Source organism: Flavobacterium macrobrachii (genome assembly GCF_014486675.1).
GTDB lineage: Bacteria > Bacteroidota > Bacteroidia > Flavobacteriales > Flavobacteriaceae > Flavobacterium > Flavobacterium macrobrachii.
In genome coordinates this window covers 12779-38010 of record NZ_JACTAC010000028.1, presented here as the reverse complement: position 1 = coordinate 38010, position 25232 = coordinate 12779, and the positions used below count along the sequence as shown (strand labels likewise).

The following is a 25232-nucleotide window of genomic DNA, read 5'->3' as shown; positions in this document are numbered from 1 at the left end:
TTGAACTGGTAGTTATCCCAACAGTTTACAACTGGTGGTTGTACCGGTTGTGTACCTTGGTTTACCCAGCTACATGAAGTAGTATCGAATTGGAAGTTATCCCAACAGTTTACAACTGGTGGTTGTGCAGGTTGTGTACCATTGTTTACCCAACTACATGAAGTTGTATTGAATTGGAAATTATCCCAACAGTTTACAACTGGTGGTTGTACAGGTTGTGTACCATTGTTTACCCATGAACAGCTCGTTGTGTTGAATTGGAAATTATCCCAACAGTTTACAACTGGTGGTTGTACTGGTTGTATACCATTGTTTACCCATGAACAACTCGTTGTGTTGAATTGGAAATTATCCCAGCAGTTTACAACTGGTGGTTGTACTGGTTGTGTACCTTGGTTTACCCAACTACATGAAGTAGTGTTGAATTGGAAGTTATCCCAACAGTTTACAGCTGGTGGTTGTACTGGCTGAGTACCTGTTACATCCCATACACAAGTTGTTGTATTGAAAGTTGCTGTTTCGTAACAAGCTAATTCCGTTGGTTCTGCTGGCATTGTACCTGTTATATCATATTTACAAGTAGTAGGATTGAAAGTGGCAGTTTCGTAGCAATTTAACTCTGTTGGTGGTGTTGGCATTGTTCCAACTATATCGTATTGACAAGTTGTTGTATTGAAAGTGGCTGTTTCGTAACAAGCTATTGTTGGTGGAGGAGGTATTATTCCACATGTTACATTAATAGTTACAATTGCAGGATCACAATTGACATTATTATTTATGTCACATAAATTATAAATAATTGTATAGGTTCCAATAGGAGTTCCAATAGGAATACTAACTTCTCCATTTATTGTATTAATGAATGGAACAGGATTAGAAGCTAAACCAATAGGAGTTGCTGGAGTTGTGACTGTAATAGTAACTTGAGAAATAGTTGCTGGAATTCCATTTACTGTATCAGGGCCATTGCCATTATTACTTAAAACATTTCCAATATTAGAGTTTCCTGTAGTTCCATTTCCACCATTTAGGGTATCATTTTGTGCAATTATTGGGGGGCATTTAGAAATTGTGAAAGGATAATTACATTGTGCTAAATTGTTTGGTGGAACAGCATAGTATGTTACTATTGAACCAGCCACAAGAGGAATAGGGTTAGCATCTGTAAATTCAATTGAATTTACGGTAACTGGAAACTGATTGTAGAATCTTGATCCAGCTGGGAAGAATGATGCAATTTCAGATGTTCCAACACTAGTGTTTTCGCTACAATACGAAAAACTTCTAGTTGATGAAGTATTTTGACAATTTAGTTGTAGATAATTTGAAGCTTCTATTTTAACTGAAAACGGGTCAGTTAATGGATTATCATTGCATTGTCCGTTCGATTCATATCCGCTAATAAACTTTTTACCTGTAAATGCAAGTCCTGTTGTTGCTCCAATACCACTCATGCCACCTTCAACTAATATTGAATTGTTACAAGTTGTATTGTTTAATATGGTACAATCAGTAGTAGCCTTAAGTTTAAATCTTAGTTTTGCCAATATGGCATTTGGATTTGTTGGTAAAACTAAAGTTCCAAAATCCCAAACTAATGAACCAGTTGCTCCGAGATTAGGCAAGAATGCAATATTATTTGGAGTTGGGTTTGTTTGAGGGCTAAATATGTTTCCAACTGCACTACCAGCTACATATGTTGCGTTGAAAGGTATAGGAAAAGTAACTTTGAAGTTATTAATTGCTTCAAAGCCTAGATTTTTAATTTCAACACTAAACTCACCTTCTTGTCCAGGTTCAAGAGTGTAAGGAACAACAGGTGGATTGTTATTTAATGACACAAGAGATACTATTCCTTCGGATTCAGGTATGAAGGCATCAATTGACATAGCAATTGTAGAGATAGAAAAGGTGTCAGAAGTTGTACCATATCTGAAATTTGTAGAAGTTTGATTATTTCCTATTATAGTGTTTCCTGAATTAGGAATGTTAAACATAGCTACATCAATACCTGTGTTGTTTACTAAATTCGGATTTCTTGTACCACCAGTATTAATTGAGGAATTAAAGAAGTTCGAAGTTGAATTTCCAGAATGGCTTAAATTAGTATAATTATTAGTGTTAAGGTTTCTAATTCTGATATAGTCGCCAGAAAAACCGATGTCACCTTCACTTGCTATTAATCCTAACTTCATTCCCACGTTGCCAGTTTGAACAGTATTGAATCCTGAAACAGGTAAATCATAACCACTTGTATTTGTAGAAGCTACATAGGCATATCCGTCGAATATAGTTACATCTCTCCAATTCATTTTTGTGTTTTCATAAATAACTATCATTCCCCAACCACCTGAAAATCCGGTTCCACCTATGTTACCTTCAAGTAGCGCCATGTCAGCAACTGTATATTGTCCAAGACCACCAGTAACAGCAGATTTGACATAGTCGGTGATTTCAGCATAAGCGGAAAAAATATTATCATCAGTCCCAGAAGGATAATAAATGTCATTAGCAGCTGCAATAATTTGTGTGTACGATGAGGCGCCTGGTCCTTTTAATGAGACAATTCTTTTATTAAATGTTTTGGTAACATTAGTTGTAACTGATGCTAAACCTGAAACATTAACATTAGCATTTGAATTGTTTTGTGTATTTATGGCAGTTTCATTAGTACCTCCATTACGAATTAAATTATTTATGGTTATTGTTACTGTTCCATCGGTTATAGCATATGGTGTAGTAAGGTTCGCTTGAGTATTTCCAGCATCTACACTAACTGGAATATTAGTTTCAGTTCCCCCATTAATGGATAGAGTTACTCTATTTATTTCTGAACTGTTGTAAAATCTAAATGCATAGGTTTGTCCATTACCTGAAAAAGTATATATTGGATAAAAATTATTACTAGTACCACCAGTTGTTACAGATAAAGTATAATTTGTTGAATAAATAGGGCTTGTGCTTGCAATATTTTGATTGTGAACAATATTTAAATCATTATTTACGGGTTGAGGAGACGCAACTCCTTTGGTTACATCAAAAGTTGCATTAGGGGAAGATCTACCTGTCCAATACAAACCAGCATAAACAATATTAGAACATGCTGGAATAGCTCCATTTTCAGTAGAAAAAACTAAAGTTGAAGAAGAGGAGTTAAATGTATTTGAATCACCATCTGTATCAACATAAATCATAAACTGACCATTGTTGTTGGTCGTTGGACTATAGTTTTGAGGTGTCAAACAAGTATTTCCCAGCATGGTAAAGTCACCTTTGAGATTATAAATCTTTTTGTTAGGAGTATATTGTGAGGTTCTTTGAGTAAAAGCTTTTCTTATTTGTGCATCTACAGTATTGGAAATTCCTAATAGAATTAACAATAAAACAGCAATGCTTTTAAGCTTTTTTACGACTGAATTAAAGTATAGATTTTTCATATATTCTTTTTTTGTCTCAATTATTAATTAGTGTCTCCTTTTTCTACGTTAAAGAAAACACTATATTGATCATTACTTCCTACTATCATGTTTGCAATAGCTTGTGCAGTAGTATCAAAACTTGAAATAATGTAAATATATTTTAAGTTCTTAAAGCTTGAAAACAATTCCAAGCTAATAGTGGAATTCAATTGATTTGTATTTTCTAATTTGATAATGATAATTTCAATATTATTTTTTAAAGAAATAACATTGTTTAAATTACTTAATGAATTAAGATCTGTAAATAGGTTTTTTGGTTTTTCACCATATATTTTTTCAACACCCGAAAAATAATAGATAGAAGGTTGAGTATTGTATATTAAATTTTTAACGTTCTGAATATTCAATAAAGCCACAGCTGATTGATTTGCGTTATTTTGCAAACCATTTACTGGAACTAAGAAATCATCAATAGCTTTAACATTTAAAGATGTAGGAGAAGTTATATTTATAGTTGAATTTTGAGATAAAATGGTAACACTATAAAATGTAATCAATAGGATGATAATAGTATTTGTTTTCATACAATTAGATTTAGTAGAATAAATATTTAAGAAAATTTAAATCAGGGCTCGAATTGAGGATGTAGGCATAATGAAGTTATAATATTTTGGGTTATACTATATTAGTGTAAAACTATACACTATGTTTATAAATTCATCATTTTTTCTACAAACAACACGAAAACTCGTTAAGATGTCAATTTTCTTTCAAATATTATATTTATATTACATAATTTTACTTTTTTTATTCACTTTTTGACAAGAGATTTTATGTTTTTTTGAGTTTAACTTGTCATTTTACAAAACTTTTAAAGTTCGAAAGTAAGAATTACTAATTAATCTATCAAAAAAAATATCGATAAAATGCATTATTTTATAGATAAAGTGTGTTATTTATTATTTTTATAGTATAAAGTATTACAAAAATTATTAACAATGAATTGTTTTTTTAAAATTACAAACTATACGCTATATTTATTTGATTTTTTTATAAATCTATTCTTTATATGTTTTTGAAATAATTTTTAGAGCCATAATTTAACTATCATGCATTTTGTTTTAAAAATCACTTTAATTATACTTCCATTTTTAATTATAATAGTTTAAATTTATACATTAAATAACTTTGAAGAATTATATTCATGAAACAATTAATGCTAGTTAGACATGCCAAATCTAGTTGGGATGCACCACTTCGGGATTTTGATAGACCATTGACCAGTAAAGGAATACATGATGCGCATATGGTATCATCGGACCTTAGCAAACACATTCCAAAAATGTATTTACTTTGGAGTAGTCCTGCTAAGCGAGCAACAGAGACCGCTGTAATTTTTGCCCAAAATTTATCCTATCCTATAGAAAATATTGATTTTAAAGAAGAATTATACACTTTTGATGGAAAAAGACTTGAGGAAATTATAAAGTCTTGCCCAGATGATTATGATAATTTAATAGTTTTTGGACATAATGAGGCCATTACAAATTTTGTCAATAAATTTGGGAACATTTTTGTTGACAATGTTCCCACTTCCGGTTTTGTAAAGATTACTTTTGAAACAAATTCATGGAAAAACTTGTCTAACGGAAAAACTACCAAAGTGATTTTTCCAAAAGAGATTTAAAAACAATGAACGAAGAAAAGAAATACAGATATATAGATAGAGAAAAAAGTTGGTTAGCTTTTAACGCCAGAGTGCTTCAAGAAGCTGCCGATGAAGCTGTTCCATTACTTGAAAGATTACGTTTTTTAGGAATTTTTTCCAATAATTTAGACGAATTTTTTAGAGTGCGTTTTGCTGCCGTTAGAAGGTTAGCATTAAGTGGAAAATCAGGTGAAAAAGTTCTTGGTGGAATTTCTGCACAACAACTTGTTAAAGACATTACCGAAATTGTAATCAAGCAACAATCCGAAAGTTTAAAAGTTCTAAAAGTAATCGAAGAACAACTTGAAAAGGAAAATATTATCATTCTAAACGAAACCCAAGTCGATGCTGATCAAGCCGAATTTATTAAAGACTATTTTATTCAAACGGTTAGTCCTGAATTGGTTACGATTATATTAAACGATTTGGCAGAATTTCCTTTGCTGAAAGATACATCAGGTTATTTGGCTATTAAATTGGTAATGAAAAACCATGAAGAAAAGACTTCTGTATTGAATGTTTTAAAAAAGCCAAAAAAAGAAATCCGTTATGCTTTAATTGAAATTCCTAGAACTTTTAACCGAATTTTAGTTCTTCCTACCAAAAACGGAAAGCAATACATCATGCTGCTTGACGACGTTATTAGGTTCAATCTCAACAGTATTTTCAATATTTTTGAATACGAAAGCATTTCAGCTCACATGATAAAAATTACTCGCGATGCGCAGCTCGATATCGATAGCGACATGAGTAAAAGTATGCTCGAAAAAATTGCAACTTCGGTAAAAGAAAGACGAATTGGTGAACCTGTTAGATTTGTGTACGATACCGAAATTGAAAAAGATACATTGAAATTCTTTTTAACTAAAATGAATATTGATGCAACTGATAGTATCATTCCTGGCGGAAGATATCACAATCGCCGTGATTATATGGCATTTCCAAATTTAGGAAGATTTGATTTATTGTATCAGCCAAAAGTTCCGTTGCCAGTAGAAGGACTTTCGCTCGATGGAAGTATTTTGAGTAAAATTGCTAAAAAAGATTATTTAGTCAATACGCCATATCAATCCTATTCGTATCTGATTAAATTTCTTAGAGAAGCAGCTTTGGATCCAAAAGTTACAGCTATAAAAATTACGTTATATCGATTGGCAAAAAATTCGCAAATCATTAGTTCGTTAATTAATGCTGCTAAAAACGGAAAAAAAGTTACGGTTCAAATCGAATTGCAAGCGCGTTTTGATGAAGCCAGTAATATTTCCTATGCCGAAGTAATGCAACAAGAAGGAATTGAACTTATTTTTGGTATTAAAGGATTGAAAGTTCACAGTAAAATTTGTGTCATCGAGCGAATAGAAAATACCAAAATAAAACGATACGGATTCATTTCTACTGGAAATTTCAACGAATCAACGGCTAAAATTTATACCGATATAACACTATTTACAAGTCATCAGCAAATATTGAAAGATGTAAACAAGATTTTTGGCTTTTTTGATGTTAATTATAGAATTCATCGTTACAAACATCTAATTGTTTCACCACATTATACTCGTTCAAAAATGAGTAAACTAATTGATAGAGAAATTATTAATGCTCAAATGGGACGAAATGCTTACATACATTTAAAAATGAACAGCTTGTCTGATTTTCAAATTATTGATAAATTATATGATGCCAGTAATGCAGGTGTAAAAATTAAATTGCAAGTCAGAGGAATTTGTTCGTTAATTCCTGGCGTAAAAGGAATGAGCGAAAACATCGAAGCCATAAGCATCGTGGATAATTTCCTTGAACATACGCGTTCGTTTATTTTTTGTAACAACGATAAACCCGAAGTTTTTATTTCTTCCGCCGATTTTATGACACGAAATCTTGATGGTAGAGTAGAAGTAACTTGTCCAATATATGACGAAGATTGTAAAAAACAAATCATCGAAATCTTTAATGTAGGTTGGAAAGGAAATGTAAAAGCACGTTTTCATTCAGAAAAATTGGATAATATCTATCGAAAACGAGAAAAAAATGAGCCAATTTTTAGAGCACAATTTGAAACCTATAATTATTTTTTAAATCAAAATAAGGAATTGCTAAATTCCAATTGTCCAATTCCAAACCAAGACTAGTTAATGATTACTATAAAAAAATATGCAGCTATCGATATTGGTTCCAATGCCATGCGAATGCTTATATCTAATATTGTAGAGCAAGAAGGAAAAGAAACTCAGTTTAACAAAAGTGCTTTAATTCGTGTGCCAATTCGTCTTGGACAAGATGCATTTACAGTTGGCGAAATATCCGAAGAAAACATCGACCGAATGATTGATGCCATGAAAGCTTTCAAGTTATTGATGAAAGTGTATAAAGTCGAAAAATACAAAGCCTGCGCAACATCTGCAATGCGCGAAGCTTATAATGGAAAAGAAGTAGCCAATACAATTTTGGAAAAAGCCGAAATTGAAATTGATATAATCGATGGAAAAAACGAAGCTGCAATTATTGCTTCATCCGATTTGCATCATTTTATAAAAACCGACCAAACCTATTTGTATGTTGATGTTGGCGGCGGAAGTACCGAGTTTTCTCTTTTTGATAACGGAAAAATGATAGCTTCTAAATCGTTCAAAAACGGAACCGTTCGTTTATTGAATAATATGGTAAACGATGTCGTTTGGGAAGAAATCGAAAAATGGATAAAACTACATACGGCAGAATATGAAAATGTAATCCTGATTGGTTCTGGCGGAAATATTAATAAAATTTTTAAACTTTCTGGAAAAATGCAAGATCAAGCGTTATCATATATGTATCTGAATTCGCAATATCAATATCTGAATTCATTGACTTATGACCAACGTATTGCCGAAATGGGTTTAAACACTGACCGAGCTGACGTAATTATTCCCGCAATTAGAATTTATCTAAATGCCATGAAATGGAGTAAAGCCACTAAAATTTATGTGCCAAAAATTGGTCTTTCCGATGGAATTGTAAAAGCAATGTATCAGGGAATTATTTAATTTTTGACTAAAGAATTGCGATTTTTGATTTAAGATTTCCACCTTTGTCAAAGTTCCAAACTTTGACAAAGGTTATCAAGAAAAGTAATAAAGTGATTTTATGAATATTATTAATGAAATATTGGAAGAAGATGGATTTTATCATATCTACAGCAGAGGAATAAACGGATGTCAAATATTTGATAATGAAGAGAATTATCTGTTTTTCTTGTCAAAATTTTTAAAGTATCTATTAGACTACGTTGATGTTTATGCCTATTGTTTGATGCCCAATCATTTTCATTTTTTAATAAAAGTAAAAAGTTCAGTAATAAATAACAGAATTGATAATCCTAATTTGAAAGGATTACATTCCTCAGCATCGATAGTAAGTAAACAATTTGGAAAATTTATCAGTTCATATACACAATCGTATAATAAACTGAATAATCGTCATGGAGCATTATTAGAGTCTCCGTTTAAAAGAATTCAGGTTAAAAATGAAGAATATTTGAAAAATTTAGTTTTATATATTCATTTAAATCCTAAAGATTATAAAAGTTACAAATTTTCATCTTATTTAGGAATGATTTCCGTTTCAAAAACTAATCTAAAAAGAGAGGAAATCATAGAAATATTTGAAGACGTTGAGAATTTTATTTACTTACATGAAAATCCTCCAAAATTTGACTTTAAATTTTAATCTATAAACTTTCCATCTTTGTCAAAGTTCGAAACTTTGACAAAGGTTTTGGAGAACTATTCGATTTTATGAGCTAAACATCCAAATCAAACATCTTTCTTAATAAATCAAGATTAGGATTTATTTCTCTCAATCTGTTGTATTTATCCTGAGGTGTAAATGCTTTTTTAACTACAATACTTTCGTTTACTCTGGCTTCAATCGTAATTTCGTGATTGTGAAGTTTACCACGAAGATAACCCAATAAATCTGGTCGTTCTTTTTCAAAATCAATCTTCGAACTCTCGTTTGGTAATTCGTGGATGATTTTTGTTCCTTCCAGTTTTGGATCGTTGATGGTTAACAATGAAGCAATAATGCGATAACCTTTGTCTTCCATTCGCTGTGCATATTTCATCCATTGTTCTAGCATTTCGGTTTCGGTAAAAGCTTCGCTTGGCAAATGAACCGTTTCTTTCACTACCGATTTTTGTGCTTCAGCAATTTCTTTTTTCGCACGAATGCTAGCTAACGATAACGCGGAAACTTTAGTTGGTGATAGTTCTGAGTTTTGAGTTTCGGGTTTCGGGTTTTTATTTAGTTGTAGATTATCATCAGTTAAATTTTGAACAGTTTTCGGTTCTTCAACTTCTAACTTCTGACTTCCAGCTTCTAACTTCTGATTTCTAACTTCTAACTTCTGACTTCTAACTTCTGACTTCTGACTTCCAGCTTCAACTATGGAATAACCTGAATTTCTGTAATACGTTGGCGGAATTATGAAATTAGCTTTTTTTTTTCTCCGTCAAAGTTGACAGAGCACAATTGCATCAAGCAAAGTTCAACCAGCAAGCGTTGATTTTGACTTACTTTATATTTTAAATCACAATCATTTGCTAAATCAATTCCTTTTAATAAAAATTCTGAAGAGGCTTTTTTGGCTTGTTCAAAATACAATCGTTGTGCTTGTTCGCCAACTTCCAATAAGGAAAGTGTCGCTGGATTTTTAGCCACTAAAACATCTCTAAAATGCGAAGCCAATCCAGCAATAAAATGATGTCCGTCGAATCCTTTTGCCAAAATTTCATTGTAAGCCAATAAAACTTCGGGAATATTATTTTCCAAAATCAAATCGGTTACTCGAGTATAGGTTTCATAATCAAGAACGTTCAAATTCTCAGTTACGGCTTGACGCGTTAGATTATTTCCGCAATAAGAAACTACTCGGTCAAAAATGGATAAAGCATCACGCATTGCACCATCGGCTTTTTGCGCAATAATATGCAAAGCATCGTCTTCAAATGCAACACCTTGACTTTTAGCAACTTCAGCTAAATGTTCTTTAGCGTCTTTTACTGTAATTCGTTTAAAATCAAAAATCTGACAACGTGATAAAATAGTTGGAATGATTTTATGTTTCTCGGTCGTTGCCAAAATAAAAATGGCATGTTTTGGTGGTTCTTCCAATGTTTTTAGGAAAGCATTAAATGCCGCCGATGACAACATGTGAACCTCGTCAATAATATACACTTTGTATTGTCCGGTTTGTGGCGGAATTCGAACTTGGTCAATCAAATTTCTAATATCATCAACCGAATTATTGGAAGCCGCATCAAGCTCAAAAACGTTGAATGCAAAATCTTCAAATGGATCGTCATATCCAGGTTGATTGATTTTTCGAGCCAAAATCCTCGCACAAGTTGTTTTTCCAACACCTCTTGGACCAGTAAATAATAGGGCAGAAGCTAAGTGATTATTTTCTATAGCATTCAGCAACGTATTGGTAATCGCTTGTTGTCCAACAACGTCTTTAAACGTTTGCGGACGATACTTTCGAGCTGATACTACAAATTGTTCCATTAGCAAATTATTGGATTACAAATATAGGTTTTGAAATATCAAATATCAAATATTAGATATCAAATATTTTAAATGACTAAAAATTTTAAATCTAATATCTAATATCTAAAATCTAATATTCTACATTTGCACCGCAGACCGCCTTATCGTCTCAATTTATTGAGGAGGAAAGTCCGGACACCAAAGAGTAGCATAGCGGATAACATCCGTCAATTCAAGAAATTGAATTAGGACAAGTGCAACAGAAAGCAGGTACAGTTCGGCTGTAGTGAAACCAGGTAAACTCTATGCGGTGAAATTCCAAGTATATCGGCATTTAAGGATTACTCGTCCGTTGTCGAAGGGTAGGAAGATTGATTCCGTGAGTAATTGCGGAACTAGATAAATGATAAGGGTTCGTTTCGGCGAATACAGAATCCGGCTTACAGGTCTGCTTTTTTTGTTTTAAACTCCAAACCAATATTTCGAATACTTTCTATCGAAATAGTTTTATCGTCAGCGAAATATTTTCTTAATTTACTTATGTAAACGTCCATACTTCGTCCAGAGAAATAATCTTCATTATTCCAAACGGAGCGCAACACTTCTTCTCGTTTTAGCAACTGATTTCTATTTTCAAATAAGAATGTGAGCAAAGCTGCTTCTTTCTCCGTGAGTTGTTGTTTGCTGTTTTCGGTTCTTAATTCCAAACGTTTGGTATCAAAAAGAAATAAACCAATTTGAATGTCATTTTGAATTACGTCCAATGGTTTTTGTCGTGAAGTTCGTTTTAAAATATTAGTCAAACGCAAAACCAATTCATCGGCTTCAAATGGTTTTACGATATAATCATCGGCGCCAAGTTTTAGTCCTTTGATTTTGTCTTCACTTTGATTTCTTGCAGTTAGGAATAAAAAAGGAACTTCAGGTTTTAGCTCTACGCATTTTTCGGCTAAAGTAAATCCGTCAATTTTAGGCATCATCACATCAAAAATACAAATGTCAAAATCTTTGGAATTGAATGTTTGCCAAGCTTCTTCACCGTCTTTTGCCCAATGAATTTCAAACTGATGAATTTCAAGATAGTGCTTCAAAACAGTAGCAAAATCAATATCGTCTTCGGCTAAAAGTACTTTTTTCATAGGTTGAAAGACTAGGTTTTGGCGTAATTAAAAAATTAAATATTTAAAACTCACAAAACCATTAAGAAATTAAGTTTCATTAAGGATGGTTTTACTTAATTACCTTAATTCCTTAATGGTTTATATTAAAATATTTTTATGTTAAAGACATATCAAAAAGTTGGTAAACTGATAGTAAATGAAGCGCCTTTTCCTAATTCGCTCATAACATTAACCGAACCTTTATGGGCTTTTACAATTTGATCAACATAATATAAACCCAATCCAAGTCCTTTCGTATTGTGCAAATTGCCTTGTTCTACACGATAGAATTTTTCAAAGAGTAAATGTTGTTTGGCTTTCGAAATTCCAATGCCATCGTCTTGCAAGCGTAATTGAAAATAACCATTTTCGTTTTGCGTACTAATGGTAATATTTTGGCAACCATATTTTACGGCATTTTCCAAAACATTAGTCACAGCAGTAGTTAAATGAAACTTATCCAAGGTTAGAGATGTTTCATTTTGGTCGAAATGAGTATGAATGTTGATGTTAGGAAACGCCAAATTGAAATCGGCGATGATGGTTTTTAACAACGAATTGATTTTGATTTTTTCTTTCTGCAATTCAATTTCTTCAAAACCTAACGAGTTGCTCATCACTTGGTCAATGATGTTTTGCAAACGGTTGTTTTGTCGTTCTACTGTATCGATTATAGTATTGAAAATGGCTTCATTCTCTTTGATTTCGGGTCTTGACAACATTTTAGTAGAAACACTCAAAGTCGATAAAGGTGTTTTTAATTCGTGAGTGATATTATTAATAAAATCGGTTTTAACATCGCTTACTTTTTTCTGTTTGATTAGTGATTTTATGGTGATGACAAAAAGCGTTATCAAAACCACCATCGAAAAAATAGCCAGAATTAGAATGGAAGTCATTCGACTTAAAATAATATGTTCTGCGTTGTGCACTGATACATACAGACTGTCTTCTGTTAGAAGTTTATAATTCCCATTTTGGATGGCGCTGGTTGTTCCTACATAATTTCGAACCAAAAAGGCATTGTCCAGCGAAGCCAAATCGCCATAAATTGAATTACCAATCAATGGTTTTTCAGAAAAAATGGTGTCGGTTTCAGTGGTATTATTGAAGACAATAAATTTATTCACCACAACGGCAAAGGTAATTTCGCTTTCGGGAAATTCTTTGTTCAGTTTTTCTCTTAGACGTAGCGTTAAAATATCACGATATTCATTGGCTAACAAATCACTTTTAACATTATATCGATAGCTTTTGTTGTGGATTATTTTTTCCAATAAACTTTTATAAAGTGCGTCTTTTTTCAGGAAAACACTAGAGTCAAGTTCGGTATAATTATTAGTAATGTTGCCAATTTTTTCTTTTACTTCGGTATGAAATTGTTCTACTTTATAGTCATAGGCAGTTTTGACCAAATAAACTTGAATCGCGCAAAGCAGCAACAAAACCAGTGCCGAAAAACCAATTAACAAATTTATTTTTTTCTTCATGTGATGTAAATGAATGTCAAAAATAATGCATTTGTTTCAAAGTAAAACTTTTAACCGTCGATTAACCTCTAATTAACTTAGGCTAATGAATTATTGAAACAATTTTGTGGCAAATAAAAAATTATGAAATTAGTTGTTGCCCTTGCTATTTTTTTACTTGTGTTAGTGTCAAGTTATATTACTCTTGAAGATAAAAAAGTAGAAATAGAAAACTCAGAGTTTAAAGAGAAAAGTATTGACGAAAATCCAGGAAGAACAAAATAATTACTCTTCTTCACCTTCTAAATCCTCATCATCATTTTCTTCTTCGCTTTCAAATTCAAAGAAAGAAAAAACAGAACCACCATAATTCTTCTGAAATGAAAAATTGCTCATTTGATCCAGTTTGGTGTATTTAGAATGTTCTACAACTAGCATTCCTTCTTCGTCCAGAAGTTCGTTTTCAAAGATAAGTTCGATGATTTTTTCGAATTCCTTTTGGTTCATTCCATAAGGTGGATCGGCAAAGATAATATCGTAATTTCCTTTGTGTTTTTCTAAGAATTTAAAGACATCGCTTTTTAATGCCGTAATGTCAAAGTCAAATTCTTTGGCAGTTTTCTTGATGAAGTTCACACAACCCATATCGCCGTCAACACACAAAATAGGAGTACAACCGCGCGAAGCAAATTCATAACTAATACTTCCGGTTCCTGCAAAAAGTTCTAGAATTTTCAGTTCCGAGAAATTGAAATGATTGTTCAAAACATTGAATAATGCTTCTTTGCTCATATCGGTCGTTGGACGAACAGGAAGATTTTTGGGTGGAGAAATTCGTCTGCCTTTGTATTTTCCGGAAATGATTCTCATGAGTGAAGTAATATAAAATGTTCGCGGTTTTCAGCTTCGGAAAAGGAATTGAAAATAAAATTCACATTGAATAAAGAAACATTTCGAACATATTTGAATGCCATTTGAAACAACGGACTTTCTTCATTGATGTTGCCTAATAATTCCAATTTAAAATGCTCTGGATTTAAGTGCAATTGTTCTGCCGCAAAAAGAATGTAGTAAATAAAATCTTCGGGCGTTTTATAATCAAATGAATTGTATAGTTCCAATTTTTGGTTTCGAATGACTACAATTTCAAAATGCGTTTCGCTCACGTGAACAAACATTTTTCTTTCGTCGTTGTTTTTCGAAATATCCAATAACTTTTCCACCAAAATAGTATTGGCATGTTTATAATCAAACGAACCAAATTGATCGATAAAAAAGTTATTCATGTTCACATAAGGAATGTAAACATTATTCATTTCGTGTTTTTCCAATTGGTCAAACGCAAAAAAATCGGTTTCAAAAACCTTGGTATTGAACTGTAGATAACTGCCTAAATATTCTTCGTCAAACAAAGCTGTGGGAACAAAAGTCGATAAATTATTGCTGTGAACAATCACCACTTCGTCATAGCCAGCTTTGAGTTCAGGATATTTCAGGAATGCATCATTAAATAAATCTTCGATGCGTGTATTCTTTTCAAACTTTCCTAACGTTATTTTTTGAATAACCAGTGGCTTATTGGTCAGCGTATCAAAAGTAGCAAACGACAAACCGTTCAGTGAAACCTGAACCGTCAATTTTCGGTACATTTTATCGATAACGCTGGTGTTTTGCCACATAAATTTATAGAAAAGGCAAACTTACGAAAACAAATTCAAAAGTCAACTTCAAAAAGCAATCTCAAAAAGCAATCTCCAAAAGTCAAATTCAAAAAACAAATTCAAAAGTCAAAGACAAAAGCAAGTTTAAAAAGTTAATTTTAAAATATTGAAATTGATTTTTGTAATTGAAGTTGCCATTGATTTTTGAAGTTGCCATTGATTTTTGAAGTTGCCATTGATTTTTGAAGTTGAATAAAGTATCTTTGAACTCCAAAATAAACATAGCCTTTTAATGCTTCCACATCAGTTTTACAGTATTTTGAAAAGACAATTCCCGTTTCAGCCCACTTTGAAGCAGAATATTTTTTTTCAGATGATTTCCGAGTTTTTAACGGATAAAAATGATGAGCAAATATTTGTCTTGAAAGGTTATGCTGGAACGGGAAAAACAACAGTGATTTCTACCATTGTTAACAGTTTGAACGACATTAATATGAAAGCCGTATTGCTAGCACCAACTGGTCGTGCGGCAAAAGTCATTGCTAATTATTCCAATAAACCCGCTTTTACCATTCACAAACGGATTTATTTTCCCAAAAAAGGAAAAGGTGGCGGCGTTTCGTTTACCACGCAAGCCAATAAATTCAAGAATACCATTTTTATAGTCGATGAAGCTTCGATGATTTCGGATGTTGCTGCCGATTCGAAACTGTATGAAAACGGTTCGTTGCTCGACGATTTGATTTTTTACATCTACAATGGTCAAAATTGCAAAATGATTTTGCTTGGCGATACGGCGCAGTTGCCACCAGTTCAAATGGAAGTTAGCCCAGCATTGGATACCGATAGTTTGGCTTTGCATTATGACAAAACCGTGTTGTCGATTGAGTTAGACGAAGTAATGCGTCAGGAAGAAAAATCGGGGATTTTGTATAATGCAACACAATTACGTGAACTTCTGAAAGAAACCTTTTTAACCGATATTCAATTTAAGGTAAAAGGTTTTAAAGACATCGTTCGCTTAACCGATGGTTATGATATTCAAGATGCTATTCAAAGTGCTTACAGCAATTACAGCATTGAAGATACGTGTTTTATTGTTCGTTCCAATAAACGAGCGAACCAATACAATCAGCAAATCCGAACCCGAATTTTGGACAAAGACAGCGAACTTTCCGTTGGCGATTATTTGATGGTTGTGAAGAACAATTATTTTTGGCTCAAAGAAACCGATGAAGCCGGATTTATTGCCAATGGTGATATTGTTGAAGTATTGCAAATTTTCAACTTTAAAGAGTTGTATGGTTTTCGGTTTGCGAATGTTAAAATCAGAATGGTCGATTACCCCAACCAAAAACCATTTGAAACCATTGTATTACTCGATACCATCAGCAGCGAATCGCCGTCATTAACCTACGAAGAAAGCAATGCTTTGTATCAAGAAGTGATGAAAGACTATGAAGGCGAACCGCAATACCGCAAATTCCTCAAGGTAAAAAACAACGAATACTTCAACGCTTTGCAAGTGAAATTCTCTTATGCGATTACCTGTCATAAAAGTCAAGGCGGACAATGGAACACCGTTTTTATCGAACAACCTTATTTACCCGATGGCATTACTGTAGATTACGTTCGATGGTTGTACACCGCCGTTACTCGAGCCAAAGATAAATTGTATTTGATTGGGTTTAACGATGAGAGTTTTGAGGGGTGATTTTTTAAACCTGACAGGTTTTCAAAACCTGTCAGGTTTAGAGTTAAATACCTAGAAAATTTTCAATCTCAAAATTATTTATTACTTCTTCATGAACCAATTTAAAGTTTTCAATATTGTTAAAAATCGTGATAAATTCATTACGTTGAAGTTTTGTTGGTTTTTCAGAAATACAGCTTACATAAGAACTCCATGGATATTCTAATGGATGATCACATATTTTGTGATGAACTGGATTATTGTGAATGTAAACAATTACATTCTGAAAATAATTGTCAAAATTAATTTCTTTTCTTCTAAACGGTCTTTCGAATAATGCTCCATGTCGATTATAGCTTTTGTTGAAAGCCTTAGTGTAAGCGTTAAAAAGATTTGAAAAAGATTGTGATGGTAGAATTTTCTTTTCAAGAGTTATTTCATTAACATTTTTAATTCTAACCAACAAATGAAAGTGATTTTTCATTAAACACCAAGCATAGGTTTCTGCTATTGGATTAATATGATAATCATAAAGTTTGAGAAAATGTTCAAAGTTGGTTTTTTCTTTGAAGAGTGTTGTACTATTTATTCCACGATTATAAATATGGTAGTATTTACCGTTTTCTAGTACTTGTATCATAACTTATTGGTTAATATTGAATTACAAAAATAAAATTATTTTGAATATCATAACCAAATAAATGTAGTCTTTACTTCCCAAACCTGACAGGTTTTTAAAACCTGTCAGGTTTCTAACTGTTAACTGTACACCGCCGTTACTCGAGCCAAAGACATATTATATTTGATTGGGTATAACGATGAGAGTTTTGAGGGGTGATTTTTTTTTGTAAACCTGACAGGTTTTAAAAACCTGTCAGGTTTCTAAGTATCAGAACAATGATTGAACTAGCTTCGATAAACACAATTGGAATTGTAGTATATAAATAGTAGCTTTACTTTATAATAATTTCAAGTATAAATGATATCACATGCAACTTGATGCAAAAAAAATCTAACAATGGCAAATATCAACTACAACAGAATTAATGTGGTACTTCCAGAAGCAGATACCCAGAGTATGCTTCAAGACATAGCTTCCTTTATTTCTAAAATTCCAGAATGTGGCGGACTTACTCCAGAGGAGCGAAAAAAGTTAAAATCGATAAATGTTGCTAATAAAATTTTTTCGGAAAATGTGCTAAACGCCGGCAAAACCTTGCCCAATGTGTTGCCTTCCTATATTGATTTATCATCATTAGAAAATGATTTGAAGGTATATACACAGCTAGACCAACTAGAAACGGTTCTTTTGCAAGGCTTGAGTAGACTTCAAGATGCTAAACGAATTGCAGGACACGAAGCCTATATGACTTCCAATGTTACCTACGAATTTATAAAGAATGCTTCCAAAGTGGGTGTGCCAGGAACCAAGACTGCTTATGAAACCCTAAAAGCGCGCTACACTAGTAAAAATCAAGGTAAAAACAGCAATGATGACATATAAGTGACTATATAACTGGCTATAGTCAACTTTTAATTCTATTTAATACTATTTTTAAGTGTAATTAATACATTAATTAAATATAATAAATACTACTTTATATAATAATAAATACTATATTTTAAAGTAATAAATACTATATTTTAAAATAATTAATAGTATTAAATACACTTAAAAATAGTATTAAATAAAGTAATTAATAGTTTAAAATGCAATAATTAGTGATAAAAAAACAACAATTAATAGATTATAATAAAGTAATTAATACAATAAAAAATTAAGTTTTAATAAAAATAAGTACTTTTGTTTAATTCTAAAAACCTAAAGATATGGCTAATAACCAATTGAATGTAAACGAAATAATAAACCATCATCTAGAAACCAAAAGAATAAGAAGAGCAGCCTTAGCTCGAAAAATGGGGATAATGTTGCATACACTTTTAAGTTACCAAAAGAAGACAACCATCCAAACCAGTAAATTATGGGAACTAAGTCATGCTTTAGAGCATAATTTTTTTGCGGATATAGCCACTCAATTGCCTACTAGCTATACAACAACCATTGATATTCACGCAGAAAACCAACAAAAAATTGCCGACCTCCAATCACAAATCAAGGCGCTAGAAATTCAAAACAAAGTGTTGATGGATATTGTAAAGGCTAAATTGTAGTACGCTGCATTTTTTTAGTTTTTTTTATCATAGAATGCATAGCTAGGGTTAACGATGAGAGTTTTGAGGAGTGATTTTTTTCTATACCTGACAGGTTTTAAAACCTGTCAGGTTTCAATAATATCTAACAATAATTCCCGCCAAATTCCGTTAATTTGTAGTTAGCAATAATTTTATTGCTACGTTAAACAGGAACAAACTTTATGAAATGGATAAGAACTTATTTTAAAACAGAAGATTTGCCAACATGGCTTTTAGTTATAGCTATGTTAGTGTCTTCTACAATTTTATTGTGGCCTTTCATTTTTTTCATGTCAATATTTATGTTTGATGCTCCAGGTTCATTATTCCCTAGGATATTATATTTTGTAGTGATTAATTTATATCCATTAATTTTGATAGGAAATTGTTATTTGGGCTTTCATTGTTACAGAAAATCTAAGCTTTTCGGATTATTAGTTTTACTATTACCACTAATATTCTACCTATTTGTACTTGATTATTTTTTTAGTCAATAAAATTAAATACAATTGTTAATATAAGTATATTTAATATCATACTCAGAGCCAATAATGGAAGTGGACAACTCCGATACTATTTTGGATATATTTTTTTGCTTTGTGTTTGAACTTGCAACTGAATAAAAGACAAAAGAAATTTAATACTATAACTTTGAAGATAATCATCCTTACTCCAATGGACATTGAGCGCGAGAAAGTGCTGAACGCTTTGGCTCGTATTCCTAATTTGAATGCTACTTATCAGGTAATTGTTTCCGGTATTGGTCGTGAAAGCACGGCTAAAGCCATGATGCAGTTGCCGCCACACGATGTTTGTGTCTTGATGGGTTTTGCTGCTGTGGTTGGAAAAGCAACGCACTTACCCGATTATCTTCAACTGGGTAAACCTATAGAAATCACTAATGCTTCGCTCTATGGCTACGAAGGTGGTTTGTTTGAAAACGGTGCGCCAATCCTTGCCGAACCTAAGTTGGCTTTGCCGTGCTTGGCTTCGTTAACCTCAGATAAATTTGTGCGCACTACCGATTTAGCCGAGAAAACCGTAGTCAATATGGAAGATTACACCTTTATGTATCTAAAAAAACCACAGGATTTTATCGTTAGGATTATCTCTGATTTTCTACCTCACGAAACCGAAATTGATTTTTTTGAAGAAGTAAAAGTTATTGACTTTCTGGAAGGTGTAATGGCGGTGGATGTATACCTGACAGGTTTTTAAAACCTGTCAGGTTTGGAAAGGATTACATTACTTTCAATTTTTTAGTCAGTAATAAGTTAAACTTAATCGTAAGACTAAAAATCGGATTAAAATACATTTACACTAATTTTTTGTTTTGTCGAGTAAGTAATTAATCTTACCTCCTAATCTCCTGAAAAATCCCTATTTTTGCCACTTTAAAATTTTGAATAACGATGGCAAAGTGGCAAGAAAGAGCAGAATTATTATTTAAAGCAGAAGGATTAAACAATCTAAAAAATGCCAATGTTTTAGTAGTTGGTTTAGGCGGTGTGGGTTCGTTTGCAGCCGAGTTTTTAGCTCGTGCTGGTGTGGGAAACATGACTATTGTCGATGGCGATGTGGTAGATATTACCAATATAAACAGACAATTACCAGCATTGCATTCCACCGTTGGTTTACCAAAAGTTCATGTTGTTGGTAATAGATTAATGGATATTAATCCAGAGTTAAATCTAACGCGTTTGGAAGAATTTTTATCTCCCGAAAGAGCACTAGAAATTGTAACTACCGATTTTGATTACGTTCTCGATTGCATCGATAGTGTAACACCAAAATTAAATTTATTAATTGCGTCCAAACGTAAAAAGGTAAAAGTAATATCAAGCATGGGTGCAGGCGGAAAATATGAAGCAAGCATGGTAAAAGTTCGCGATATTAGTAGAACCGAATATTGTCCGTTAGCAAAAAACATGCGCAAACGATTAAAAGAACAAAAAATTTCCAAAGGAATTAAAGCCGTTTTTTCTACCGAAGTACCCGATCAATCTAGTATTAAACTGACTGATGGAAAAAATTTCAAAAAATCATTCTACGGAACAAACAGCTGGATGCCATGCCTTTTTGGACTTCATGCCGCCGAAACAGTGGTGAAATATTTATTGAAAAAGAGTAAATAGTTTTTTGGAAACGGAATAGTGTGTATTGTAAAAAGATATACTGTATACTGTAAAAATGTATATTGTAAAATAATTCAGTCATACAATATACAACAATACATTATACAGCAATACATTATACAATAAAGAAATGATACAAACCGTAATATTCGACATGGATGGCGTGATAGTGGATACAGAACCCGTTCATCATTATGCTTATGTGCAACATTTTAAACAACTAAACATTGAAGTTTCTTCAGAAATGTATGCTTCGTTTACGGGAAATTCTACCAAAAATATCTACGAGCGCTTAAAAGAAACCTACAATTTAGCACAAGACGTTCAAACCCTAGTCGAAACCAAACGCAACTTATTTAATGACGCTTTTGACAGCAAAGAAGATTTGTATTTATTGGATGGAGTAGAAGATTTGATTAAAGATTTACACAGTAACGGAATGCAATTGGTCTTGGCATCATCATCGGCAAATGTTACTATTGAGCGTATTTTTGATCGATTTAATTTGCATCACTATTTCACACATAAAGTTTCAGGTGAAGATTTTCCAAAGTCGAAACCACATCCTGCTATTTTCTTAAAGGCAGCCGAATTGGCTCAAACTCCAGTAGAAAATTGCATCGTGATTGAAGATAGCACCAACGGAATTCAAGCAGCAAAATCGGCAAATATTTATTGTGTTGGATATGATAGTTTTCATTCTAAACTACAAGACTATTCAAAAGCGGACAGAGTGATTACTCATTTTAATGAGTTGGATTTCAGTGTTGTTAAAAATATAAAACAACAATGAAAAAACTAATTTTACTTCTTTCGATACTTTTTATTTCTGTCAATACAATTGCGCAAGAAAATCAATTTACCAATGAAATAAAAGCTTTCAGAAAACAAGACAGTATTCAAAAGCCGAATGATGGAATGTTGCTTTTTATAGGCAGTTCTTCTTTCAGATTGTGGAAAGACGTAAAGTCAGATTTTAATAATCAAAATATTGTAAATCGTGCTTTTGGTGGCGCAACCTTATTGGATTTGATTTATTTTCAAAACGATGTAGTTTTGAAATACAAGCCAAAAAAGATTTTCATTTATTGTGGAGAAAACGACATTGCAAGCTCAGAAAAAGTAACTCCGAAAATGGTTTTCAAGCGATATAAAACGTTCTATAAAACCTTGAGAAAGCAATTCCCAGAAACTCCAATTATCTTTGTTTCTTTAAAACCAGCTATTTCTCGTTGGCACATGAAAGACCGAATGATGGCAACAAATAAATTGATTAGCCAGTTTATGAAAAATAAAAAGAACGCAACTTTCGTAAACATTTGGGATGATATGCTAGAAAACGGCGAACCTAGAAAAGACATTTATATTCAGGACAACCTTCACATGAATGCTAAAGGATATGCTATTTGGGTAGAAAAAATGAAGGATTTGGTCAACAATTAGCCAACCGCTTCTTTATAAACTTTCAAACATTTTTCTCGCGCTTCTTTGTGCTCAACAATAGGTTTTGGATAGTGAATGGTTTCCAGTTCAGGTATCCATTTTTTGATGTATTTTAAGTCTTTATCAAATTTTTTGATTTGCTCCGTTGGATTGAAAATTCTAAAATAAGGCGCAGCATCAACACCACTTCCAGCTGCCCATTGCCAGTTGCCAACGTTGCTTGCTTGTTCGTAATCCAATAATTTACTAGCAAAGTAGGTTTCGCCCCAACGCCAATCAATTAAAAGATGTTTGCACAAAAAACTCGCTACAATCATTCGCACACGATTGTGCATATGACCTGTTTTATTCAATTCACGCATTCCAGCATCTACAAAAGGATAACCGGTTTTTCCTTCACACCATTTTTTAAACAAAACTTCATTGTTTTCCCATTTTACATCGTCATATTTCGGTTTAAAACTCGATTTGTTAGTATGCGGAAAATGCCAAAGAATTTGCATAAAAAACTCCCTCCAAATTAATTCCTTTAAAAACGTTTCGTTTCTACTTTCAAGTGCTTTGGCAACCATTTTTCTAATAGAAACCGCACCAAAACGCAGATAAATTCCGAGATAAGATGTTTTATTTAGAGCAGGAAAGTTTCGAGTAGCTTCGTAGTTGTCAATCAAAGTTGTTGATACATCAAATGGTGTAACTTTTATAGATGAGGTTTCAAATCCAATAGCAGCTAAACTTAAAAAAGGATAGGAGTGAAGTGCTGTTTTACTTAAATAATCTTCTGAATTGTAATCGATTAACTTAATTTTTTTGAAATTTTCTTTCCATTTGTTAGAATACGGAGTATAAACTACATACGGCGTTCCATCGTTTTTTACAACTTCACTTTTTTCAAAAATAACTTGGTCTTTACTGGTTTTAAATTCGATGTTATGTTCTTTAAACAAATGGTATAAATCCAAATCGCGTTTTCGAGCATAAGGTTCATAATCATGATTGGTATAAACCGCTTTGATTTTATTTTCTGAAATTAATTTTTGATAAACATCAAATGGTTTTCCATGAAAAACAGCTAATGATTTTCCAATCTTTTGCAGTTGACTTTGAATATTTTCTAATTGCTGATGAATGAATGTAACTCGCGCATCATCTTTTGGAAGTTGCGACAAAATAGTTTCATCAAAAATAAAAATAGGAAGCACTTCTTCATCAGCATTTAAAGCGTGAAAAAGTCCAACATTATCGTCTAATCGTAAATCGCGTCGAAACCAGAATATGTTCATATTTTTAAAATTTCAATATCAAAAGCAACTTCAAAAATCAATTTCAAAAATCAATTTCAAAAGTCAACTTCAAAAATCAATTTCAAAATTATAATTTTATTTCAAAAACATTTTAAATTTTCAAATTCCAATTGATTTTGAGGTTGAACTTGATTTTTGAATTTGAACTTGATTTGTGAAGTTGAACTTGAATTTATTGATTGGTAAGTAAAGTTGACATTCCGCCATCAACATGGAAAATTTGTCCCGATATCCAACTGCTTTTTTCAGACAATAAAAAACTAGCCATTTGCGCCATATCGTCAGAAGTTCCAACTCTTTTTAGTGGATGTCTTTGTGCCGATTTTTCTTTTTTCTCATCATTGCTCAAAAACTTTTCTGCCAATGGCGTATCGGTTAATGATGGTGCAATAACATTTACTCTAACTTTTGGAGCATATTCTGCGGCTAATGCTTTTGCAAATCCTTCGATGGCACCTTTTGCAGCAGCAACCGAGGTGTGAAAAGGCATTCCCATACTTGCTGCAACCGAACTAAAAAGCACAATACTAGATTGATTGGAAGCCGTCAAATTGGGTAAAACCGATTGGATAACTTTCACCAAACTAATAAAATTGATTTGTAAATCTTGTTCAAATGCTTCGGGCTTCAAACCACGAAACGGACGTAAATTAATACTTCCAGGACAATATACCAATCCGTCGATTATTTCTGGTAATTTTGTTGTATCCAATGTGTCAGTTGTAGCATCAAATGGAATATGAGTTACATTCATCTCTGTAATTTCTTCATTGCTTCTTGAAGCAATGAATATTTTATTCTCATATTGTAATTCTTTGGCTATGGCAAGTCCAATACCATAGGAACCGCCAATAAGTAATATATTTTTCATGATTGTCATTGTGAGTAACGAGACAGTTTAGGCCTCTTTATTTAAAGTTATTATTTGGAATTTTTACTATCAAATTCACCAAACATTTCGATTAGCTTATTTCTTCTGTATTCGAATATTTCATTCAGTTTGGGTTTAACTAAAAAAGGATGTACCAATTGACCTAAAATTCCCATCGGAACTTTGTAATCAACGATATCTTCCATTTCTACACCACCAGGAATTTCTTTAATAAAATGTTTATGATGCCACAAGGAGTAAGGACCAAAACGTTGTTCGTCAACAAAATATTTTTTGTCAACAACATGTGTGATTTCTGTAACCCATTTGGCTGGAATTCCAAATACTGGTGTAACTATATATTGAATGATTTGTCCAGGAAACATTGGTCTGTCTGCACCAGAAAGAATTTTGAAACCCATGTAATCTGGAGTTATTTTCTGTAAATTCTTTGGATCTGATAATAAATCCCATGCTTCATCTATTGAAATTGGTAAATTTTGTTTAGTGTGTAATCTGTAGATTTTCATTTCATTTATTTTGCGTAAAGATACAAAGTGTTTAATTATTTGTGTGTTTTGTTAAACAAAAATACAGCTATTTAAGTTTTAATTAACATTTGAAGTCTTCAACTATTTGTAAATTTGACC

23 protein-coding genes, 1 other RNA gene and 2 pseudogenes are annotated in these 25232 nt (G+C 32.4%); 13 read left to right on the top strand and 13 right to left on the bottom strand.

What is annotated here, in order from left to right:
* Together IAI56_RS08085 and IAI56_RS08080 are read right to left on the bottom strand one after the other, a co-directional pair.
* A pseudogene (locus IAI56_RS08085) lies at positions 1 to 3437 on the bottom strand (hypothetical protein); the annotation flags it as partial.
* Positions 3438 to 3460: 23 nt separating this feature from the next.
* Positions 3461 to 4003: a hypothetical protein gene (locus tag IAI56_RS08080; RefSeq protein ID WP_187657383.1), complete on the bottom strand. Its 543-nt coding sequence runs from the start codon at positions 4001 to 4003 to the stop codon at positions 3461 to 3463.
* A 620-nt stretch (positions 4004 to 4623) separates the two neighbouring features.
* Here IAI56_RS08080 and IAI56_RS08075 point away from each other — a divergent pair.
* The 4 genes from IAI56_RS08075 (at position 4624) to IAI56_RS08060 (ending at position 8832) form a co-directional block, all read left to right on the top strand.
* Positions 4624 to 5106: a SixA phosphatase family protein gene (locus IAI56_RS08075; protein ID WP_187657382.1), complete on the top strand. Its 483-nt coding sequence runs from the start codon at positions 4624 to 4626 to the stop codon at positions 5104 to 5106.
* Positions 5107 to 5111: 5 nt separating this feature from the next.
* Positions 5112 to 7256 carry a polyphosphate kinase 1 gene (gene ppk1 / locus IAI56_RS08070; RefSeq protein ID WP_187657381.1) on the top strand — a complete coding sequence of 715 codons (2145 nt, stop codon included), beginning with the start codon at positions 5112 to 5114 and terminating at the stop codon, positions 7254 to 7256.
* Between the two features lie 3 nt (positions 7257 to 7259).
* A complete protein-coding gene (locus IAI56_RS08065; RefSeq protein WP_187657380.1) occupies positions 7260 to 8150 on the top strand; it encodes a Ppx/GppA phosphatase family protein in 891 nt (296 codons plus the stop codon).
* Between the two features lie 100 nt (positions 8151 to 8250).
* Positions 8251 to 8832 (top strand): hypothetical protein, encoded by a 582-nt coding sequence (locus IAI56_RS08060; protein WP_222940990.1) that lies wholly within the window; start codon positions 8251 to 8253, stop codon positions 8830 to 8832.
* A 73-nt stretch (positions 8833 to 8905) separates the two neighbouring features.
* Here IAI56_RS08060 and IAI56_RS08055 read toward each other — a convergent pair whose 3' ends face one another.
* Both IAI56_RS08055 and dnaX read right to left on the bottom strand, forming a co-directional pair.
* Complete coding sequence (locus IAI56_RS08055) at positions 8906 to 9292, bottom strand: DNA polymerase III subunit gamma/tau (RefSeq protein WP_317192449.1); 387 nt, start codon at positions 9290 to 9292, stop codon at positions 8906 to 8908.
* Between the two features lie 296 nt (positions 9293 to 9588).
* Entirely contained in the window at positions 9589 to 10671 is a 1083-nt protein-coding gene (dnaX, locus tag IAI56_RS08050; RefSeq protein ID WP_133531434.1) for a DNA polymerase III subunit gamma/tau, read from the bottom strand.
* Between the two features lie 130 nt (positions 10672 to 10801).
* Between dnaX and rnpB the strand changes: the two genes are divergently transcribed.
* An RNA gene (gene rnpB / locus IAI56_RS08045) (RNase P RNA component class A) lies at positions 10802 to 11112 on the top strand.
* 26 nt (positions 11113 to 11138) lie between these two features.
* Here the strand turns inward: rnpB and IAI56_RS08040 are convergent.
* A pseudogene (locus IAI56_RS08040) lies at positions 11139 to 11792 on the bottom strand (response regulator transcription factor); the annotation flags it as partial.
* 152 nt (positions 11793 to 11944) lie between these two features.
* Positions 11945 to 13303 carry a sensor histidine kinase gene (locus IAI56_RS08035; RefSeq protein WP_187657379.1) on the bottom strand — a complete coding sequence of 453 codons (1359 nt, stop codon included), beginning with the start codon at positions 13301 to 13303 and terminating at the stop codon, positions 11945 to 11947.
* 123 nt (positions 13304 to 13426) lie between these two features.
* Here IAI56_RS08035 and IAI56_RS08030 point away from each other — a divergent pair, with 123 nt between their 5' ends.
* Positions 13427 to 13567 (top strand): hypothetical protein, encoded by a 141-nt coding sequence (locus IAI56_RS08030; protein ID WP_187657378.1) that lies wholly within the window; start codon positions 13427 to 13429, stop codon positions 13565 to 13567.
* Here IAI56_RS08030 and rsmD read toward each other — a convergent pair whose 3' ends face one another.
* From rsmD to IAI56_RS08015, 3 genes are all read right to left on the bottom strand, one after another.
* Positions 13568 to 14152, bottom strand: coding sequence for a 16S rRNA (guanine(966)-N(2))-methyltransferase RsmD (rsmD, locus tag IAI56_RS08025; protein WP_187657377.1), 585 nt, complete (start codon positions 14150 to 14152; stop codon positions 13568 to 13570).
* On the bottom strand, positions 14149 to 14961 hold the full coding sequence (locus IAI56_RS08020) for a DUF3822 family protein (RefSeq protein ID WP_187657376.1): 813 nt from the start codon (positions 14959 to 14961) through the stop codon (positions 14149 to 14151). Before IAI56_RS08020 ends, rsmD begins: the two co-directional genes overlap by 4 nt.
* 140 nt (positions 14962 to 15101) lie before the next feature.
* Complete coding sequence (locus IAI56_RS08015) at positions 15102 to 15245, bottom strand: hypothetical protein (RefSeq protein ID WP_187657388.1); 144 nt, start codon at positions 15243 to 15245, stop codon at positions 15102 to 15104.
* Here IAI56_RS08015 and IAI56_RS08010 point away from each other — a divergent pair.
* Positions 15236 to 16657, top strand: a complete 1422-nt coding sequence (locus tag IAI56_RS08010; RefSeq protein ID WP_187657375.1) for an ATP-dependent DNA helicase — start codon at positions 15236 to 15238, stop codon at positions 16655 to 16657. The genes IAI56_RS08015 and IAI56_RS08010 overlap by 10 nt on opposite strands.
* A 43-nt stretch (positions 16658 to 16700) precedes the next feature.
* Here IAI56_RS08010 and IAI56_RS08005 read toward each other — a convergent pair whose 3' ends face one another.
* Positions 16701 to 17276, bottom strand: a complete 576-nt coding sequence (locus IAI56_RS08005; RefSeq protein ID WP_187657374.1) for a transposase — start codon at positions 17274 to 17276, stop codon at positions 16701 to 16703.
* A gap of 378 nt (positions 17277 to 17654) precedes the next feature.
* Between IAI56_RS08005 and IAI56_RS08000 the strand changes: the two genes are divergently transcribed.
* The 6 genes from IAI56_RS08000 to IAI56_RS07975 all read left to right on the top strand — a co-directional run bounded on the left by IAI56_RS08000 (position 17655) and on the right by IAI56_RS07975 (position 22407).
* A complete protein-coding gene (locus IAI56_RS08000; protein ID WP_187657373.1) occupies positions 17655 to 18140 on the top strand; it encodes a hypothetical protein in 486 nt (161 codons plus the stop codon).
* 326 nt (positions 18141 to 18466) lie between these two features.
* Positions 18467 to 18808: a hypothetical protein gene (locus IAI56_RS07995; RefSeq protein WP_187657372.1), complete on the top strand. Its 342-nt coding sequence runs from the start codon at positions 18467 to 18469 to the stop codon at positions 18806 to 18808.
* A gap of 672 nt (positions 18809 to 19480) precedes the next feature.
* Complete coding sequence (locus IAI56_RS07990) at positions 19481 to 20047, top strand: hypothetical protein (RefSeq protein WP_239106965.1); 567 nt, start codon at positions 19481 to 19483, stop codon at positions 20045 to 20047.
* 194 nt (positions 20048 to 20241) lie between these two features.
* On the top strand, positions 20242 to 20964 hold the full coding sequence (locus tag IAI56_RS07985; protein WP_187657371.1) for a tRNA threonylcarbamoyladenosine dehydratase: 723 nt from the start codon (positions 20242 to 20244) through the stop codon (positions 20962 to 20964).
* A 130-nt stretch (positions 20965 to 21094) separates the two neighbouring features.
* A complete protein-coding gene (locus tag IAI56_RS07980) occupies positions 21095 to 21757 on the top strand; it encodes an HAD family hydrolase (protein ID WP_187657370.1) in 663 nt (220 codons plus the stop codon).
* The gene (locus IAI56_RS07975; protein ID WP_187657369.1) at positions 21754 to 22407 is read left to right on the top strand and encodes a GDSL-type esterase/lipase family protein; all 654 of its coding nucleotides are present in this window, start codon (positions 21754 to 21756) and stop codon (positions 22405 to 22407) included. Before IAI56_RS07980 ends, IAI56_RS07975 begins: the two co-directional genes overlap by 4 nt.
* On the opposite strand, the gene IAI56_RS07970 is transcribed toward IAI56_RS07975, so the two are convergent.
* The 3 genes from IAI56_RS07970 to IAI56_RS07960 form a co-directional block, all read right to left on the bottom strand.
* Positions 22404 to 23690: a cryptochrome/photolyase family protein gene (locus IAI56_RS07970; protein ID WP_187657368.1), complete on the bottom strand. Its 1287-nt coding sequence runs from the start codon at positions 23688 to 23690 to the stop codon at positions 22404 to 22406. The two genes, IAI56_RS07975 and IAI56_RS07970, sit on opposite strands and share 4 nt — an antisense overlap.
* Positions 23691 to 23883: 193 nt before the next feature.
* Entirely contained in the window at positions 23884 to 24582 is a 699-nt protein-coding gene (locus IAI56_RS07965; RefSeq protein WP_187657367.1) for an SDR family NAD(P)-dependent oxidoreductase, read from the bottom strand.
* Positions 24583 to 24632: 50 nt separating this feature from the next.
* Positions 24633 to 25112: an SRPBCC family protein gene (locus IAI56_RS07960; protein ID WP_187657366.1), complete on the bottom strand. Its 480-nt coding sequence runs from the start codon at positions 25110 to 25112 to the stop codon at positions 24633 to 24635.
* Positions 25113 to 25232 lie beyond the last annotated feature (120 nt).